This window comes from Pannonibacter sp. CBAS1226, assembly GCF_055685825.1.
Window position 1 is genome coordinate 1,211,716 of the sequence record NZ_JBVOUO010000001.1, and the last position, 17,035, is coordinate 1,228,750.

Genomic DNA, 17,035 nt, shown 5'->3' on the forward strand with positions numbered 1-17,035 from the left:
CTCAGATCTGCTTGCGTTCCGGAAACCGCCAGGCCTCCACGTCTGCAGCAATGGCGCAGGCGCAGGCCTTGAGCTGCGGGGCCAGTTGCTCCAGCCCGTCGAGGCTGTTCCGGGTTGTTGTGGATGTGACCGAAAGCGCGCCCAGCACGCTGCCACCCGACGACAGAACCGGCACGGCGAGGCAGATGATGCCCGGCTCGTGCTCCTCCCGGTCAAAGGCGTGGCCGCTCTTGCGGATTTCCTCAAGCTCGGCGAGAAGCTCCTCGCGCGAGCCGAGGGTCTTCGGCGTGAAACGGTAAAAGGACTGGCGCGCAACGGCCTGCTGCTTTGCCGCCTCCGGCAGGAAGGCGAGCATGGCCTTGCCAACACCGGTGCAATAGGCAGGCCCCACCTTGCCGGCCTGACTGAACATTTCCACCGGCCGGGCGGCGTTGCGCTTGTCCACATAAAGCACCTGCCCCTGATCCAGCTGCGCCAGATGCAGGGTTTCGCCCAGCTCTGCCGACAGCCTGTCGAGCCAGGGGCGTGCCAGAGGTGCCAGAGAACTCTGCGACCAGGCCGCATGGGCAAGCCGCACAAGCCGCACACCCAGGGCATAATTCTGGCTGTCCGCGTCATAGGCGAGCATGCCCTGATGGGTCAGGGTCTGCAGCAGGCGGTAAAGCGTGGCCTTCGGATAGGGGCTGATGGCCAGAATATCCGTAAAGCGCACAGGGCGGCCCGCCTGCGCCACAAGATCCAGCACGGCCAGAGCCTTGCCGACGGTGCCATCACCGCCCTGCTCCGCATCCGCCCCGCTGATGCCGGGCCCATCCGCCTTTGGCTGTTTCGTGCTCATCGTCTTGCAAACCCTCGCCCGGCACACCGGGGTGCGCCTGCTGCTTGACAGTCCTAAAGCTTCGCATCATAGTTTTCAATATGCAAGACTTGGTTTCATTATTTGGAACCTCCTTGCCAAAGAACGCAGTCCGGGAGGAGACAAGATGACTGTTACACCGCTCAAGCTGGCGGCCTTTGCCGCTGCGCTGATGATGTCCGGTTCGGCGCTGGCCGCACAGAGGACCCTCGTTTTCAACACCGACATGTCGGACCCGGCGCCGAAGGCTGCGCTGGAAGAACTGGTCACCATGTTCGAGGCGGAAAACCCGGACGTGAAGGTGAAGGTCAACATCTTCGACCATGAGGGCTACAAGACCGCCATCCGCAATTTCATGACTGCAGATGCGCCGGATCTGGCCAGCTGGTACGCCGGCAACCGCATGGCGCCCTTCGTCAAGGCCGGGCAGTTCATGGATGTCAGCGATGTCTGGGAGAAGAACGGCCTCGGCCAGAAGCTCTCGGCCTCCAAGGCTTCGATGACCATCGACGGAAAGCAGTGGGGCGTGCCCTATACCTATTATCAGTGGGGCATCTACTACAACAAGGATGTCTACAAGCAGGCGGGCGTTTCCGAGCCGAAGACCTGGGACGAGTTCATCGCCAATTGCGCCAAGTTCAAGGCGGCAGGCATCGACTGCGTCACCACCGGTTCCAAGGCCCTGTGGCCGGTTGCAGGCATCTTCGACTATCTGAGCCTGCGCACCAACGGCTATGAATTCCACATGGACCTGACCTCCGGCAAGATTGCCTGGACGGATGACCGGGTGAAGGCCGTCTTTGCCGAATGGGCGAAGCTGGTGGAACCGGGCTATGTCACCGCCAATCACACGGCCATCGACTGGCAGGATGCCGTTTCCCTTCTGGTTCAGGGCAAGGCCGCCAACTATGTCATGGGCAACTTTGCCGTCGCCGCCTTCAAGGATGGCGGCATGACCAATGACAATCTCGGCTTCATGGTCTTCCCCGAGATCACCCCGGGCCTGCCGCGTGCTGAAGAAGCCCCGACGGACACGATCCACATTCCGGCCGGCGCCAAGAATGCGGAGGACGCCAAGACGTTCCTCGCCTTCGTCACCCGTGCCGATGTGCAGACCGCCCTCAACAAGCGCCTCGGCCAGCTGCCGGTCAACAACGAGGCCACGGTGGATGCGGCGGATCCGTTCCTGAGCCAGGGCTTTGAAACGGTGTCGACCGCTTCGGCCGTTGCCCAGTTCTTCGACCGGGACGCCCCGGCCGAGATGGCCAAGGCTGCCATGGAAGGCTTCCAGGAATACATGGTCAAGCCCGACCGGCTGGAGCGGATCCTCGACCGCCTCGAGAAGGTGCGCCAGCGCGTCTACTGAGCCCTGCACCGCCGCCCCTTGCTGGCGGCCCTCCCAGAAACGTCCTCCGGAGCTGATCCGGAGGACATGTTCCCGAAAGATCCGAGGCCGAGATGACCGCCTTCTGGAAAGCGCGCCAGCGCATGCTTGCCCCGTGGCTTTTCCTTGCGCCCGGCGCCCTGATGTTCGTTTTCTACGTGATTGCGCCGGTCTTCCAGTCGGTCAGCATTTCCTTCTATGACTGGGACGGCATCGGCACGGCCCGGTGGATTGGCGCCGGCAACTACGCCGAGCTGCTGGATGATGAGGCCTTCTATGTCTCTCTGAAGAACAACGTCATCTGGCTTGCGCTCTACATGCTGGCCATTCCGGCAGGCCTGATGATCGCGATTTTCCTGAACCAGACGGTCTGGGGCATCCGGGTCTACAAGTCCCTGTTCTTCTTTCCCTTCGTCATCAGCCAGGTGGTTGTCGGCCTGATGTTCTCCTGGTTCTATGCCCCCAATTTCGGCCTGTTCTACAAGCTGATCGAGGCGGTGACCGGTCAGGGCGTTGCCATTCTGGCGGAAGAGAACCTCGTCACCTATGGCATCATCGCTGCAGGCCTGTGGCCGCAGATCGCCTATGTGATGATCCTCTATCTCACCGGCCTCAACAACGTGGCGCCCGACCAGATCGAAGCGGCGCGGCTGGACGGGGCCAAGGGCTGGAAGATGCTCTGGTACGTCATCCTGCCGCAGTTGCGCCCGGCCACCTTCATCGCCGTCATCGTCACCGTCATCGGCGCGCTGCGCTCCTTCGACCTTGTGTCGATCATGACATCCGGCGGCCCCTTCGGCTCCTCGCGGGTGCTCTCCTTCTACATGTATGAGCAGGCCCTGTCCGAATACGGCTTCCGCATGGGCTATGGCGCGGCCATTGCTGTTGTCCTCTTCGCCATCATGATGATCTTCATTTCCGGCTTCATCTGGAAGATGTGGCGCGACGAGAAGGAACACTGAGCATGTTTCCCCGTCCCATTCAGCAACTCCCGGCCCCGGCCCGTGCGCTTTACAAGGCGGCCCTGCCGGTTGCGCTCGTCCTGTGGCTGCTGCCGCTTCTGGGCGTGGCGCTCACCTCGCTGCGCCCCTCCTCCGATCTGGCGTCCGGCAACTATTTCGGCATGCCCTCGGCCATCGCCTTCGAGAACTATGTCACCATCTTCCAGAACTCACCGATAGCGGCCTATATCCTCAACAGCTTCAAGGTGACGATCCCCACTGTCATCGGCGCTGTGGCGCTGTCCTGCATGACGGGCTTTGCGCTCGCCATCTACAAGTTCCGCTCCAACCTGCTGGTCTTCTTTCTGTTCGTGGCGGGCAACTTCGTCCCCTTCCAGATCCTCATGGTGCCGGTGCGCGACCTGACGCTGCAGATGGGGCTTTACGACACGATCACCGGCCTTGCCCTGTTCCACATCGCCTTCCAGACCGGCTTCTGCACCCTGTTCATGCGCAACTTCATCAAGGCCCTGCCCTATGAGCTGATCGAGGCGGCGCGGGTGGAGGGCGTGAGCGAAGTGAGAATCTTCTGGTACGTGGTCATGCCCCTGATGCGCCCGGCCATTGCCGCCCTGTCGGTGCTGATCTTCACCTTCATCTGGAACGACTATTTCTGGGCCATGGTGCTGACCACCGGCGCCGACACCCAGCCGGTCACCGCCGGGCTCAACTCGCTCAACGGCCAGTGGATTGCCGCCTGGCACCTCGTTTCCGCCGGGTCGATCATCGCCGCCCTGCCGCCCGTTCTGATGTTTTTCCTGATGCAAAAGCACTTCATCGCCGGCCTGACGCTGGGAGCCGTGAAATGACCGGGAACACCGCACAGCACTGGCGCCTTGATTGCGCAGGGCAGAGCCTTGTCCTCACCTCCTCCGGCGGTGTGCCGGAGGCCATCTACTGGGGCCCGGCTCTGCCGCAGGATGAAGACCTTGAAGCTCTTGTAACCGCCAGCCGGTCAGACCTCACCGGCGGCATGCTGGATGCCCTGCCCCCGCTCAGCCTCTGTCCGGTGCAGGGCAATGACTGGCAGGGCCAGCCGGGCCTCGTGCTGCGCTCTGCCGATGGTGAGCTGCTGCAGCCCCGCTTTGCCTTCCGTGAGGCCCGCCAGAGCGCCGGACGGCTGGAACTGATCTCCACTGCAACAGGCCTCACCCTCACCCATGTGATCGAGGCGGCAGAGACCGGCGTTTTCGTGCTGCGCACCCGGCTGGAGTCCCTTGCGCCCGTGCGCATCGACTGGCTCGCCGCGCCCGTGCTGCCGGTGCCGCAGAGTGCAGACCAGATCCTTGATCCGGCCGGCAAGTGGATCGGCGAATTCCGCATGCAGTCCACACCCTGGACCACAGGCATCCGCCAGCGCGAGGCCCGCACCGGCCGTTCGGGTCAGGAACACCCGCCCTATGCGCTGTTCACGGAACCGGGCTGCCGCAACACCTCAGGCGAAGTCCGCGCCCTGCATTACGCCTGGCCCGGCGGGCACCGCTTTGTGGCCGAAGAGCTTTACGACGGGCGCAGGCAGGTGCAGTTCGGCCATGCCAGCAACAGCGAACATGCGGCTGGAACCTGCTTTGAAACGGCGGACCTCATCGCCGCCGTTTCCACGTCCGGCCTCAACGGCATCGCCACGCTCTTCCAGCGCGACATCCACGACCGGGTGGTCAAATGGCCAGATCCGGCCCGCCCCCGGCCCGTGCATTACAACTGCTGGGAAGCCATCTACTTTGACCACGAACTTTCCGCGCTCACCGAAATCGCCGCCAAGGCGGCCGCCATCGGGGCGGAGCGTTTCGTGCTGGATGACGGCTGGTTCGGCCGGCGCGATGACGACACCACAAGCCTTGGCGACTGGACCGTGGACCGGCGCAAATGGCCGGACGGGCTGACGCCGCTCATCGAGGCCGTTCACAGGCTGGGAATGAGTTTCGGCCTGTGGTTCGAGCCGGAAATGGTGAGCGAGGACAGCGACCTTTACCGCGCCCATCCGGACTGGATCCTTGGCCCCGCAAACCAGACCCGCGGACGCAACCAGCTGGTGCTGAACATGGCGCTGGAGCCGGTGCGCGATCACCTGTTCGGGGCGATCTCCGCCCTGCTCTCCACCTACGCCATCGACTACATCAAGTGGGATCACAACCGCCTGCTTCCCGTGGTGGACGCAGCGCAGGCGCGGGGCACACTGGCACTATTGGAGCAGCTACGCGCGGCTCATCCGGCGGTCGAGATCGAAAGCTGCGCTTCCGGCGGCGGGCGGATCGATGCCGGCATCCTCGCCCACACCCAGCGGGTCTGGCTGTCGGACAGCAACGACGCACTTGAGCGCCTGCGCATCCAGCATGATGCGGCGCTGTTCCTGCCCGCTTCCGTCACCGGCAGCCATGTGGGCCCTCGCCACTGCCACACCTCGGGCCGGGTTCTGTCCATGAGCCTGCGCGCCCGCGTGGCCGCCCAGCGGCACATGGGCTTCGAGATGGACCTGCGCGAACTCGATCCGGAAGAGACGGCCGTTCTGACCGCCGTCACCGGCTGGTGGAAGGCCAACCGGGACTGGCTGATGCGTGCGGACATCCTGCGCCTTGATGCGGCGGACCCGTCCGTCACCGCCGAACTGCAGCTGGCGCGGGACGGCAGCCACTTCGTGCTGTCCTCCGGTCAGGCGGCAGCGCCCGCACAGGCCCTGCCCCGCCCGCTGAAGCTGACCGGACTGGATCCGGCGGCGCGTTACCGGCTGGTGCTGCTCAACCCGGAAGATGTGCCGCCCCAGTCTCGCGGGGCCTGCGCCCTGAAGAGCGGGCCGGTGACGCTCTCCGGGGCCGCGCTGATGCAACAGGGCATCATGCTGCCCGTGGCATGGCCGGGCACGCTTTTCACGGTGGAAGGAACCCGTCTGTGAGGCCGGACGGCTTGTCCGGTCACCCGATCCATCGGCATAAAGGCACACACTGAAATATCAGCGGCGGCACACGCAGCAGCGAAGCCCGCCTGCAGGAACCTGAAGGGGCTACATCATGAACGCACAGCCGGTCTTTCCAGATCTCAAGGGCGCATCCGTTTTCATCACCGGCGGCGGCTCCGGCATTGGCGCCAGCCTGACGGAAGCCTTCCTGCGGCAGGGCTGCAAGGTGGCCTTCGTGCAGCGCTCCGATGCCTCCGGCTTCTGTGACGAGATGGAAGCAAAAACCGGCAGCCGACCCTTGTTCCTGCCCTGCGACATCACCGATATCGACGCCCTGAAGGGCGCGATTGCCAAGGCGGCGGAAGCCCATGGCACGATCACCGTGCTCGTCAACAACGCCGCCAACGACCAGCGCCACAACACGCTGGACGTGACGCCGGAATACTGGGACTGGGCGATGGCCATCAACCTGAAGGCCTATTTCTTCGCGGCGCAGGCGGTGATCCCCGGCATGCAGAAGGCTGGCGGCGGCTCGATCATCAATTTCAGCTCCATCAGCTACATGATGGGCAACGGCGGCTTCCCGGCCTATACGTCCGCCAACTCCGCCATCAACGGCCTGACCCGCAGCCTTGCCCGCGATTTCGGCCCCGACCGCATCCGCGTCAATGCGCTTGCTCCCGGCTGGGTGCTGACGCAGAAGCAGAAGGACCTCTGGGTAACGCCCGAAGCCCTCGCAGGCCACGTGGAGCGCCAGTGCCTGAAGGACACGCTGGCGCCGGAAGACATCACCGGCAGCTGCCTGTTCCTGGCCTCCTCCGCCTCGAAGATGATGACCGGACAGGCGCTTGTGATTGACGGCGGCGTGGTGGTGACGGGATGAGCGAAGAGGTTTCCCCCGGGTGGATTGCCGCTGACTGGGGCACAACACATCTGCGCGTCTTCGCCATGGAAGGGGCACGCGTTCTGGCGCAGGCCTCTTCGCCCAAGGGCATGGCAAGCCTTGCAAGAGACGAGTTCGAGGGGGCGCTGCTGGAACTGATCGCCGGTTGGCTGCCAGAGGATCGAAAGACACTGGTGATCGCCTGCGGCATGGTCGGCAGCCGTCAGGGCTGGGTGGAAGCGCCCTATGCCGCCGTGCCCTGCCCGCCGCTGCAGGCCAGCGCCATGGTTGAGGCCCCCGTTGCTGACCCGCGCCTGTCGGTCTGGATCATTCCGGGCCTCAGCCAGACCATGCCCGCCGACGTGATGCGCGGTGAGGAAACCCAGATCGCCGGTTTTCTGGCCGGCAATCCCGGCTTTTCCGGGACGCTCTGCCTGCCCGGCACCCACAGCAAATGGGTGCGGATCGAGCGCGGCACGGTCACGTCCTTCAGCACCTTCATGACGGGCGAACTCTTCGCGCTTCTGTCCAAATCCTCCGTTCTGCGCCATGGCATGGCGGATGATGGCTGGGATGCGGAGGCCTTTGCAGGCGGCGTGACGGCCATCCTTGCCCGGCCGGACATACTGGCTGCCGCCTTCTTTTCGCTGCGGGCCGAAGGGCTGCTGCATGGCCTTGGCGCAGCATCTGCCCGTGCGCGCCTGTCCGGCCTCATCATCGGTGCGGAGATCGCAGCGGTGCGGCAGGACGTCTCAGGGGACGTCATGCTGATCGGCGCCCCGGCGCTTTCGGCACACTATCTGGAGGCGCTGAAACTGGCGGGCCTTGACGCGCGCGCAACGGCGGGCGAAAGCCTGACACTGGCTGGACTTGGGCTTGCGCGCCGGGTCCTCACGGAAAACCAGAAAGGCTGACTGATGCGTCCCTTGATTGCCATTCTGCGCGGCATCACCCCCGCCGAAGCCCTGCCGGTGTGTGAGCGCCTGATCGCTGCCGGTTTCACCCGCATCGAGGTGCCGCTCAACTCGCCCGATCCCTTCACCAGCATCGCCGCCATGGTGCGCGAGTTCGGCGACAGTGCCATCATCGGCGCAGGCACCGTGCTGACGGTGGAGGACGTGATGAAGCTCTCCGACACCGGCGCCCGCATGGCCGTGTCGCCGAACTGCGATCCATCCGTCATCCGCGCCACCAAGATTGCCCGCATGCAATCCTTCCCCGGCGTGATGACACCGACAGAATGTTTCGCCGCCCTGCAGGCGGGCGCTGACGGGCTGAAGCTCTTCCCGGCCGGTCTTCTGGGCTCTGAGGGGGTCAAGGCCATCCGCGCCGTGCTGCCGAAGGAAACCCGGCTCTATGCGGTGGGCGGCGCCGGACCGGACAATTTCGCCGACTGGCTGAAGGTGGGCGTTGATGGCTTCGGCATCGGCACCGCACTCTATGTGCCGGGGCTGACGGTCGGAGACGTTGAAACCCGAGCCCGCGCCATGGTGCAGGCCTTCGACATTGCCAAGGGGGGCGCAAGATGAGTTCTGCAGCTTCCCCCGTCTTCGATGCCACCGTCTTTGATGCCACTGTCTGCGAACTGGGCGAAGGCCCGCTGTGGCACCCGCTGCGCCGCCAGCTGTTCTGGTTCGACATTCTGAACAAGAGCCTGCTGACCCAGGAAAACGACCACACCCGCATCTACCGTTTCGAGACGCTGGTGTCTGCGGCTGCATGGGTGGATGAGCGCAAGCTGCTGATCGCCAGCGACCGGGAGCTGTTCTCCTTCGACGTGGAAACGGGCGCGGCCCGCACGGTCTGCGCGCTGGAAGCGGACAATCCGGCCACCCGCTCCAACGATGGCCGCGCCGACCCCTATGGCGGCTTCTGGATCGGCACCATGGGCAAGAACGCCGAAAAGGATGCCGGTGCCATCTACCGCTGGTACCGGGGCGCACTGCGCAAGCTGTTTGCGCCCATCACCATTTCCAATTCCATCGCTTTTGCCCCCGATGGCGAAACGGCCTTCTTCTCCGACACGGTCACAGGCCGCGTCATGCGCGTGGCGCTGGATGAGGCCGGCTGGCCGAAGGGCGAGCCGGAGGTCTTCCTCGACCTGACCTCCGAAGGCCGCAATCCCGACGGGGCCGTGGTGGATGAAAGCGGTCTTCTGTGGCTGGCGGAATGGGGCTCGTCCCGCGTTGCCGCCTATGCGCCGGACGGCAGCTTCGTGCGTGCCATCACGTTTGATGCGCCCCATACCAGCTGCCCGGCCTTTGGCGGAGATGACCTTGGCACCTTGTTCTGCAGCAGCGCCCGTCAGGGCCTCGGCGCCAGCGCGAGGGCTGCAAAGCCGCTTTCCGGCATGACCTTTGCCGCCGCCAGCGGGGCGCGCGGCCAGAAAGAGCATCGAGTGAACCTGTGACCGGCCATATCCGCGCCCTTGGCGTCTGCTACTATCCCGAACACTGGCCCGCTGCCCAGTGGGCCGAAGATGCGGCCCGCATGAAGGAGATCGGCCTCACCTATGTGCGCATTGGCGAATTCGCCTGGGCGCGCATCGAGGCCGAGCCCGGCGCGCTCGACTGGAGCTGGCTGGACGAAGCCATCGCGGTTCTGGGCAAGGCAGGCCTCAAGGTGGTGCTGGGTACGCCGACCGCAACGCCGCCGCGCTGGGTGCTGAACCGCCATCCGGACATGATCGCGCTGGATGCGCAAGGCCGTCCACGCGGCTTCGGCTCGCGCCGCCATTACTGCTTCTCCCATGAGGGCTACCGGCAGGAATGCGCCCGCATCGTCGCGCTGATGGCCGAGCGCTATGGCCGCAACGAACATGTGGCCGCCTGGCAGACCGACAATGAATACGGCTGCCACGACACCATCCTCAGCTATTCCACCGCCGCCCGCGATGCCTTCCGCAACTGGCTCGCGCGCAAATATCAGTCGCCGCAGGCGCTGAACCGGGCCTGGGGCAACATCTTCTGGTCCATGGACTATGCCGGTTTCGAGGAAATTGAGCTGCCGAACCTGACCGTGACCGAGCCGAACCCGGCCCATGTCATGGACTTCCGCCGCTTTTCCTCGGATCAGGTGGTCAGCTTCAACCGGCAGCAGACGGACATCATCCGCCGCCACTCCGATGCGCCCATTGCCCACAACTACATGGGCCGCATCGTCGAATTCGATCATTTCGCCGTCGGCGCCGACCTCGATATCGCCAGCTGGGATGCCTATCCGATCGGCTTCCTGTCCGACCGGCTGGAAGCCAGCCCCGAGCACAAGCGCCGCTATCTGCGTCAAGGCGACCCGGACTTTCAGGCCTTCCACCACGATCTCTACCGCGCCGTCGGCAAGGGCCGCTGGTGGATCATGGAGCAGCAGCCCGGCCCGGTGAACTGGGCGCCCTACAACCCCGATCCGCTGCTGGGCATGGCGCGGCTCTGGGCCTGGGAAGCCTTTGCCCATGGGGCGGAAGCCGTGTGTTATTTCCGCTGGCGGCAGGCACCTTTCGCGCAGGAGCAGATGCATGCCGGCCTGCTGCGCCCGGACAGCGCCGCTGCCCCCGCCTATCACGAGGCGGCAAAGGTGGCCGAAGAGCTGAAGGCCCTGCCCGTCACCGCCGTGGCAAAGGCAAAGGTGGCTCTCGTCTTCGACTACGAAAGCGCCTGGGCCTGGACCATCCAGCCGCAGGGCAAGGATTTCGATTACTTCGCCCTGCTGTTCCATATCTACAAGGGCCTGCGCCGCCTTGGCCTTTCCGTCGATATCCTGCCGCCTACGGCACAGGATTTCAGCGGCTACAGCCTTGTGCTGGTGCCGGGGCTTTTCACCCTGACAGAGACGCTGAAGACGGCGCTCACCGCTTCAGGTGCCGCCGTCATCGCAGGCCCGCGCTTCAATTCCAAGACCCCGGACTTCACCATTCCTGTGCCGCTGCCGCCCGCCCTGCCGGGGCTGGACTGCCTTGTGGCGCGCGTCGAAAGCCTGCCACCCACGGCGCCGGTTCCGCTTGTCGCGGGCGGTGCCTTCACCGGCTGGCGCGAGGTGCTGGAAGGCAGTGCCGAAGTGGTGGAAGAGGCCGTGGACGGCACGCCTGCCGCCATGCGCGCAGGCAACATGACCTATCTCGGCGGCTGGCCGGACGAGGAAGCCCTCGACCGCATCCTGCGCAGCGCCGTCATCGAGGCCGGGCTTGAGTTTACGGACATGCCGGAAGGCATCCGCCAGCGCGACACGGCCACGCACCGCTTCCTCTTCAACTACGGCCCGGAACCGGTCCACTTCGCCGGGCACCACATTCCGGCAGCCGGTGCGGTCTGGATGCCGCTCGGCTAAACAGCACGCACGGGACATGACAGGAAGTCCCCCGCACACAAGAAATGTGATGGGGGACTTTCTGATGGCCAGCGCCATTTCAGACATGCAATCGCGGATCAAGCGCGAAGCGCTCCTGCTGCACGTCCTCGAAATGGCCGGCCGCATGCACAGCGTCAAAAATCAGGTTCCAGCTATGGCGGGACACAGCGGAGGGCACCAGCAAGAACAGATGCTCACGCAGCAGCTTGTCACCGAAGGCCTGCTGCCCCGGCCCGTGGCTTCCTGGCACGAGCCAGTTGGGATTGGGGACATCATCCGGCTGGACAACATGGACGCTGGAGAGGTCAGCTACCCTTGCGCAGGTCAGGACATGCGGCACGGTATCCAGCGCCTTGAAACCCTTGTGAACCGCGACTTCAAGAATGGCGGTCGAGGGATCAACCGAGGTGTAGACAGCCCGAACGCCCCTTGAACTCCAGCGCCCACCGGCCAGAAAAGCCCCCTCGCCCGAGCTCCAGCTGCCGGCATGCCGCTCATGGTCCAGCCGCCAGAAACGCAGCTCACCCGGCCCCAAGGGAGCGGGCAAGCGCATCAGGTATAGACCCCGTATTCCAGCCGCGTCAGATAGGTGCCGACAGCCTCTGCTCCTGCGGCCGAGGCCAGCAGATCCACCGGCCTACGGTTGTTGAGCCCGATGGCAGGTTCGACAAGCCACATTTCTGCCGCGTCCTGACTGCCCAGAATGTCCGTTGCCTGTGCCAGGATCTCGGCAAACCGCCACGCGCGGCTGCTCTGTTCCGGTGACAGCAGCGTATCCTGCGCATCCGCTTTCCGGCGCTGCAGGGTGCGGATGCTGATGCCGATGGCCTTGTTGAGCACGTCCCCGGTCGACAGCACGCGCACGCCATCGACGAGATGAAGCAGCGACCTTGCCGGAATCCCCTCCACGATCATGTCATGGGCATCAAGCTGGTCATGGACTGCGCGTTTCATGATCCTGCGGCCGCCCAGCAGGTGGAAGGCGCGGACCGTTCCGCTCCCGGACTTGGGGGCGCGGCCTCTTGGGGATGGTGTGTCTTGCAGGACTGTGGCCGTCATCAGGATCTCCCGTCGCCATGTGTCACTAACAAGGTGACACTTGTCGCAGGCCGTTTCAAGGCAATCCTGCGGGCGGAGAGACACAGCCCGCTCAGGAGACCTTGATCAAAGGAGACTTGCAGAAGGCACGGTGTGGCGGCCGGCGCGGGACTGCCAATCCGAGGAGGCCACTCATCGGGCAGACACCGCGCCGGCCTTGCCCCACGGACCCAGGAGATGCGGCGGACCCAGGCGTCCCGTAGGGTATTCAGATCAAAGACTTGAAGTATGTGCCCTGCTTTCCCGCAGATGCCCTTTAAATACAGGAATTACAGTAGCGAATCGGCACGGGAAATCAATCAGCGCAGCTGCCGCGCCAATGAAATCGTAAAAAGTTAGTAAACTTGTAACCTTAATTCACGCAACAGCCCTTGCGGAAACCCGTGAGGCTCCGCAGAAGGTGCAGAAAGGCGTGAGGATCACGCCTCTCCCAGATAGGAACGCACCGTCTCCAGAAACTTGGTCACGGAGATCGGCTTGGAGATATAGGCCTCGCAGCCCCCCTGCCGGATGCGCTCTTCATCGCCCTTCATCGCGAAGGCGGTGACTGCGATGACCGGGATGGTGCACAGGTCGTCGTCTTCCTTGATCCACTTGGTCACTTCCAGCCCCGACACTTCGGGCAGCTGGATATCCATCAGAATCAGGTCCGGCCGGTACTTGCGGGCCAGCTCCAGCGCTTCAATGCCGGTGCGGGTCTGCAGCGTGCCATAGCCATGTGCTTCCAGAAGGTCGTGAAACAGCTTCATGTTGAGTTCGTTGTCTTCAACGATCAGCACGGTCTTGGACATGCAAAACAGCCTTCGCCGGTCACGGCACGGAGGGAAACGGCAACAGGAGAGATGACGGCGCAGCACCGATTGGCTGGCGTCTCTCCCCTGCCCGCATTACTTAAGAACAAATGGTAGCGCGGATTCGTTTCGGAAAGGCAAAAATGCAATGGCAATTCCTGAGTCTCGGAGCATGAGCTTTGAAAAAGCAGAAGAAATGGCCCTGGACGCGCTTTTGCACCTGACGCGCGACCCGGAATTGACGGGCCGGTTCCTTGCCCTCTCCGGTATCGGGCCGGAATCGATTCGCTCTGCGGCTGCGGAGCCTGGATTTCTGGCAGGTGTTCTTGAGTTTTTCATGACCGATGAGCCGCTGCTTCTGGCCTATTGCGAGAATTCCGGCGTCCGCCCCACCATGATCGCCGCCGCCCGCTATGTGCTGGCCGGCGACCCGGACGCCTGAGCGCCCCATGTCCACATTGACCGCCCCCGGCCGGGGTGTCCTCGACCAGATTGCCCTGCTGCCCCGCTCTCCCCGCCCGCTGATCATCTGCGACGTGGACGAGGTGGTACTGCACATGATCCTGCATCTGGAGGAATTCCTTGCCGCGCGGGGGCTCGTGTTCCTCGCCTATAGCTACAGGCTGACCGGCAACATTGCCGAAGAGGCCTCCGGCCGGCTGCTGGGCGCGGACGAAGTGCACCGGCTGGTACAGGGATTTTTCGAGGATATCTCGGACCGGCAGACCATCGTCGATGGTGCAGCCCCGGCCCTCACCCGCCTGTCGGAAGCCTTCGAGATCGTCTTTCTCACCAATCTGCCGGGCGTTGCCAACAAACCCTTGCGCGAAAAGCTGCTGGCCGCCCATGGGCTGACCTTTCCGGTCGTCACCAATTCCGGCCCCAAGGGCGGAGCTGTCGCGGCGCTCTCTGCCGGGCGCGGCCAGCCGGTCGTCTTCATCGATGACAGCCCGCAGAATCTTCAGTCGGTGGCGCAGGCGCTGCCCTCGGCGAGGCTGATCCAGTTCGTGGCCGATGCCCGTTTCCGCCAAGCGCTCGATCCCCTGCCCGGCCTTGATCTTGTCTCCGGCGACTGGCTTGAGACAGAAGCCCATATCAGGACTATGATCGCCTCCCGGTAGGATCAGGGCCAAAGGCATGGGTGAAGCGGGCAGCACAGACGCAGCAGCGGCGGGGCAGCGCCCCCGGCCGCTTTGCCGTGACTGCGGCGCAAGGCCGGAGCCCGGACGCCAGCGCTGCAAGGCCTGCGGCAGCCCGCGCCTTGTCAGCCATCCGGAGCTGGACCAGCTCGCAATCGCCCATATCGACTGCGACGCCTTCTATGCCTCCATCGAAAAGCGCGACAATCCGGAGCTGCGCGACCTGCCCGTCATCGTCGGCGGCGGCCAGCGCGGCGTTGTCTCCACCTGCTGCTACATCGCCCGCATCCACGGGGTGCGCTCGGCCATGCCCATGTACAAGGCGCTGGAAGCCTGCCCGGATGCGGTGGTGATCAAGCCCAACATGGCCAAATACGCCGAAACCGGGCGGCTGGTACGCGAGCGGATGCTGGCGCTGACGCCGCTGGTGGAGCCGCTGTCCATCGACGAGGCGTTTCTCGATCTCACCGGCACCACCCGGCTGCATCACGCCACGCCCGCCGAAGTGCTGGCCCGCTTCATCCGCGATCTGGAAAGCGAGGTGGGCATCACCGCCTCCGTTGGCCTTGCCGCCAACAAGTTCCTCGCCAAGATCGCCTCGGACCTCGACAAGCCGCGCGGCTTTTCGGTGATCGGCGCGGCTGAGGCCAAGAGCTTTCTGGCGGAACGGCCCGTCGGCCTCATCTGGGGCGTCGGCAAGGTGTTTCAGGGCAAGCTCGCCAGCGACGGCATCACCACCATCGGCCAGTTGCAGGGAATGGACCCGTCGGACCTCATCCGCCGCTATGGCACCATGGGCCTGCGGCTCGCCAAGCTGTGCCAAGGCGTGGATGACCGCAGCGTCTCGCCGGAGCGGGAGACCAAGAGCATCAGCGCCGAAACCACCTTCGACAAGGATATCGCCCAGGTGCCGGTGCTGCGCCCCATCCTGCGCGACCTGTCGGAAAAGGTGTCGCGGCGCATGAAGAAGGCGGGCTTTGCCGGACGCACCGTCACGCTGAAGCTGAAGACGGGCGACTTCCGCACGATCACCCGCTCCCGCCAGCTGTCCAGCCCGACGCAGCTGGCCGGACGCATCTTCGCGCTGGGGGACGAGCTTCTGGCGGACGCCGCCAAGGGCCAGCACTTCCGCCTCATCGGCATCGGCCTGTCGGATCTGTGCGATGCAGACCTTGCCGATCCGGCCGATCTTGTCGATCAGGAAGCCGGCCGTCAGGCAAAGGCCGAACGGGCCATCGACGCCTTGCGCGAGAAATTCGGCCTCACCGCCGTCGAAACGGGCCTGACCCACGCAGCCAAGCTGAAACGGCGGCCGGAGGTGGAGTAAACCCGCCCTTTCCTCCTGCCTGAACAAAGCACCCAGCCCCTCTCCATCGTCTTCCCGGACGCGCTTGCGCGATCCGGGACCGGTGAGCCGGGGCGTTGGTTGGATTTCGACGGACCAGAACCGAAAGGCCTTGGCTCACCGGTACCGGATCTTCGCTTCGCTTTCGTCCGGTATGACGAAGGAGAGGTTGTACCTGCCTCGCAGACGGCTCTCCCCCGCGCTCACTTCTTGCAGGGAGCGGCCGCCGGGAGGGCCTCGAAATTCGTCAGCTTGCCTTCCAGCTTGAAGTCGCCGTAGTCGAGCTTCAGCTTGCGGCTGACGCCGTTTTCATAGAGCAGGAAGCTGATCTGGTAGACGGGCGTTGCCTCGCCGCCATGATCGAGTTCTGGATCGAAATAGGCAATGGTCACCGGCCAGCGCTGGCCCGCCCCGATGCCGGACACGGCCTTGGCCTCTTCCTCGCCCGGCGCATCCTCACCTGATTGCGGCGCGCCGATGACGGCCGCGGTTCCATAGACCTTTTCACCCGTCTCCGCCCCGTCGAACACATCCGCCTCGAAGAAGGAGCCGCCCTCTCTGGCCGCGTTGATCAGCGCCTGAATGTGGGAGATCGGGTAATAGACATCCTTACCGGTCTCGACCTTCTTCTCCTCAGGCTCGGTGAGGCTGATGGTCAGGCGGTTGTCCTTTTCCTCGGCCGTGCCACGGGTTTCCATGGTCAGCGTCTGGCCGGAATAGGTCTGGCTGAGGAACTCCAGCGTGTTGGCGTCCGGTTCCTCGAAGGTGGAATTGCGCAGATCGGTGATGCTGGAGGTGCCGCTGTCATCCACAAAGCGGGTGACGATGCGCAGATTGACCGCATAGCCCTCGCAGGCCGAACCGGTCATTTCATAGACCATGAGCCCGGTGATGTCGGAAATGCTGACACCATCCCCCGCATCCGACAGCTTCATGTCATAGACGGCGCGGTGCGGCATCAGCGGCAGTGGTCCGGACTGGGCGGAAGCTGCGGCACTGCCCGCCCCCGCAAGCCCGATCATGCCGGACAGAAAGATTGGCCAGGCGCGCCAGGATCCCTTGAAGATAGGAACGGCAGCTCGTTTTCCCGACATCAATCACTCCTCATCGAACCCATGAACTGTCAGCCAACAGCCCTTTCCCTAGCACACTCGCTGGCAATTCGGGCAAGTTTGAAGCAGCGCGGAACAAGTTTGCCCCCAAAGATGCTGCAAGTCAGCTTCCCGCCCTCAGTTTCGGACGGCCGAAGGCCCGGAAGCCCTTGCCGGGCGTGCAAATTTGCGCAATCACTGGCGCCGGTTCCC

Annotated in this window: 17 protein-coding genes; 12 read left to right on the top strand and 5 right to left on the bottom strand. The window is 64.3% G+C overall.

Annotated features, from left to right (window positions below; all coding sequences use genetic code 11):
* Position 1: 1 nt before the first annotated feature.
* Complete coding sequence (locus AC0CMF_RS05485) at positions 2-838, bottom strand: IclR family transcriptional regulator (protein ID WP_374628452.1); 837 nt, start codon at positions 836-838, stop codon at positions 2-4.
* A 145-nt stretch (positions 839-983) separates the two neighbouring features.
* Between AC0CMF_RS05485 and AC0CMF_RS05490 the strand changes: the two genes are divergently transcribed.
* The 9 genes from AC0CMF_RS05490 to AC0CMF_RS05530 all read left to right on the top strand — a co-directional run bounded on the left by AC0CMF_RS05490 (position 984) and on the right by AC0CMF_RS05530 (position 11,337).
* Positions 984-2,222 carry an ABC transporter substrate-binding protein gene (locus tag AC0CMF_RS05490; protein ID WP_058900101.1) on the top strand — a complete coding sequence of 413 codons (1,239 nt, stop codon included), beginning with the start codon at positions 984-986 and terminating at the stop codon, positions 2,220-2,222.
* Between the two features lie 92 nt (positions 2,223-2,314).
* Positions 2,315-3,202 carry a carbohydrate ABC transporter permease gene (locus AC0CMF_RS05495; RefSeq protein ID WP_186393678.1) on the top strand — a complete coding sequence of 296 codons (888 nt, stop codon included), beginning with the start codon at positions 2,315-2,317 and terminating at the stop codon, positions 3,200-3,202.
* 2 nt (positions 3,203-3,204) lie between these two features.
* Entirely contained in the window at positions 3,205-4,050 is an 846-nt protein-coding gene (locus tag AC0CMF_RS05500; RefSeq protein ID WP_472481155.1) for a carbohydrate ABC transporter permease, read from the top strand.
* Positions 4,047-6,131, top strand: coding sequence for an alpha-galactosidase (locus AC0CMF_RS05505; RefSeq protein ID WP_472481157.1), 2,085 nt, complete (start codon positions 4,047-4,049; stop codon positions 6,129-6,131). Before AC0CMF_RS05500 ends, AC0CMF_RS05505 begins: the two co-directional genes overlap by 4 nt.
* 115 nt (positions 6,132-6,246) lie before the next feature.
* Positions 6,247-7,017 (top strand): SDR family NAD(P)-dependent oxidoreductase, encoded by a 771-nt coding sequence (locus AC0CMF_RS05510; protein ID WP_472481159.1) that lies wholly within the window; start codon positions 6,247-6,249, stop codon positions 7,015-7,017.
* Positions 7,014-7,931 (top strand): 2-dehydro-3-deoxygalactonokinase, encoded by a 918-nt coding sequence (locus AC0CMF_RS05515; RefSeq protein ID WP_472481161.1) that lies wholly within the window; start codon positions 7,014-7,016, stop codon positions 7,929-7,931. Before AC0CMF_RS05510 ends, AC0CMF_RS05515 begins: the two co-directional genes overlap by 4 nt.
* A gap of 3 nt (positions 7,932-7,934) precedes the next feature.
* Entirely contained in the window at positions 7,935-8,546 is a 612-nt protein-coding gene (locus tag AC0CMF_RS05520; protein WP_081626031.1) for a 2-dehydro-3-deoxy-6-phosphogalactonate aldolase, read from the top strand.
* Positions 8,543-9,427, top strand: coding sequence for an SMP-30/gluconolactonase/LRE family protein (locus AC0CMF_RS05525; RefSeq protein ID WP_472481163.1), 885 nt, complete (start codon positions 8,543-8,545; stop codon positions 9,425-9,427). Before AC0CMF_RS05520 ends, AC0CMF_RS05525 begins: the two co-directional genes overlap by 4 nt.
* Positions 9,424-11,337, top strand: coding sequence for a beta-galactosidase (locus AC0CMF_RS05530; protein ID WP_472481165.1), 1,914 nt, complete (start codon positions 9,424-9,426; stop codon positions 11,335-11,337). Before AC0CMF_RS05525 ends, AC0CMF_RS05530 begins: the two co-directional genes overlap by 4 nt.
* Positions 11,338-11,416: 79 nt before the next feature.
* On the opposite strand, the gene AC0CMF_RS05535 is transcribed toward AC0CMF_RS05530, so the two are convergent.
* The 3 genes from AC0CMF_RS05535 to AC0CMF_RS05545 form a co-directional block, all read right to left on the bottom strand.
* A complete protein-coding gene (locus tag AC0CMF_RS05535) occupies positions 11,417-11,914 on the bottom strand; it encodes an RES family NAD+ phosphorylase (protein WP_472481320.1) in 498 nt (165 codons plus the stop codon).
* Positions 11,911-12,417: a type II RES/Xre toxin-antitoxin system antitoxin gene (gene parS / locus AC0CMF_RS05540; protein ID WP_058900109.1), complete on the bottom strand. Its 507-nt coding sequence runs from the start codon at positions 12,415-12,417 to the stop codon at positions 11,911-11,913. Before parS ends, AC0CMF_RS05535 begins: the two co-directional genes overlap by 4 nt.
* 458 nt (positions 12,418-12,875) lie before the next feature.
* On the bottom strand, positions 12,876-13,247 hold the full coding sequence (locus AC0CMF_RS05545) for a response regulator (RefSeq protein WP_050471810.1): 372 nt from the start codon (positions 13,245-13,247) through the stop codon (positions 12,876-12,878).
* A 172-nt stretch (positions 13,248-13,419) separates the two neighbouring features.
* On the opposite strand from AC0CMF_RS05545, the gene AC0CMF_RS05550 reads away from it, so the two are divergent.
* The 3 genes from AC0CMF_RS05550 to AC0CMF_RS05560 are packed head-to-tail and all read left to right on the top strand — an operon-like array spanning position 13,420 to position 15,713.
* Complete coding sequence (locus tag AC0CMF_RS05550) at positions 13,420-13,689, top strand: DUF3572 domain-containing protein (protein WP_019965258.1); 270 nt, start codon at positions 13,420-13,422, stop codon at positions 13,687-13,689.
* Between the two features lie 7 nt (positions 13,690-13,696).
* Complete coding sequence (locus AC0CMF_RS05555; RefSeq protein ID WP_058900110.1) at positions 13,697-14,368, top strand: HAD family hydrolase; 672 nt, start codon at positions 13,697-13,699, stop codon at positions 14,366-14,368.
* Between the two features lie 16 nt (positions 14,369-14,384).
* Positions 14,385-15,713 carry a DNA polymerase IV gene (locus tag AC0CMF_RS05560; RefSeq protein WP_472481168.1) on the top strand — a complete coding sequence of 443 codons (1,329 nt, stop codon included), beginning with the start codon at positions 14,385-14,387 and terminating at the stop codon, positions 15,711-15,713.
* A gap of 221 nt (positions 15,714-15,934) precedes the next feature.
* Here the strand turns inward: AC0CMF_RS05560 and AC0CMF_RS05565 are convergent, their stop codons facing one another.
* Complete coding sequence (locus tag AC0CMF_RS05565; protein ID WP_472481170.1) at positions 15,935-16,825, bottom strand: cell envelope integrity EipB family protein; 891 nt, start codon at positions 16,823-16,825, stop codon at positions 15,935-15,937.
* Between the last annotated feature and the right edge of the window lie 210 nt (positions 16,826-17,035).

Coding starts and splice junctions, on each gene's coding strand:
- AC0CMF_RS05525 (WP_472481163.1), top strand. CDS start 8,543: ATGAGTTCTGCAGCTTCCCCCGTCTTCGATGCCACCGTCTTTGATGCC.
- AC0CMF_RS05545 (WP_050471810.1), bottom strand. CDS start 13,247: ATGTCCAAGACCGTGCTGATCGTTGAAGACAACGAACTCAACATGAAG.
- AC0CMF_RS05560 (WP_472481168.1), top strand. CDS start 14,385: ATGGGTGAAGCGGGCAGCACAGACGCAGCAGCGGCGGGGCAGCGCCCC.
- AC0CMF_RS05565 (WP_472481170.1), bottom strand. CDS start 16,825: ATGTCGGGAAAACGAGCTGCCGTTCCTATCTTCAAGGGATCCTGGCGC.
- AC0CMF_RS05505 (WP_472481157.1), top strand. CDS start 4,047: ATGACCGGGAACACCGCACAGCACTGGCGCCTTGATTGCGCAGGGCAG.
- AC0CMF_RS05485 (WP_374628452.1), bottom strand. CDS start 838: ATGAGCACGAAACAGCCAAAGGCGGATGGGCCCGGCATCAGCGGGGCG.
- AC0CMF_RS05500 (WP_472481155.1), top strand. CDS start 3,205: ATGTTTCCCCGTCCCATTCAGCAACTCCCGGCCCCGGCCCGTGCGCTT.
- AC0CMF_RS05520 (WP_081626031.1), top strand. CDS start 7,935: ATGCGTCCCTTGATTGCCATTCTGCGCGGCATCACCCCCGCCGAAGCC.
- parS (WP_058900109.1), bottom strand. CDS start 12,417: ATGACGGCCACAGTCCTGCAAGACACACCATCCCCAAGAGGCCGCGCC.
- AC0CMF_RS05555 (WP_058900110.1), top strand. CDS start 13,697: ATGTCCACATTGACCGCCCCCGGCCGGGGTGTCCTCGACCAGATTGCC.
- AC0CMF_RS05510 (WP_472481159.1), top strand. CDS start 6,247: ATGAACGCACAGCCGGTCTTTCCAGATCTCAAGGGCGCATCCGTTTTC.
- AC0CMF_RS05515 (WP_472481161.1), top strand. CDS start 7,014: ATGAGCGAAGAGGTTTCCCCCGGGTGGATTGCCGCTGACTGGGGCACA.
- AC0CMF_RS05495 (WP_186393678.1), top strand. CDS start 2,315: ATGACCGCCTTCTGGAAAGCGCGCCAGCGCATGCTTGCCCCGTGGCTT.
- AC0CMF_RS05490 (WP_058900101.1), top strand. CDS start 984: ATGACTGTTACACCGCTCAAGCTGGCGGCCTTTGCCGCTGCGCTGATG.
- AC0CMF_RS05550 (WP_019965258.1), top strand. CDS start 13,420: ATGAGCTTTGAAAAAGCAGAAGAAATGGCCCTGGACGCGCTTTTGCAC.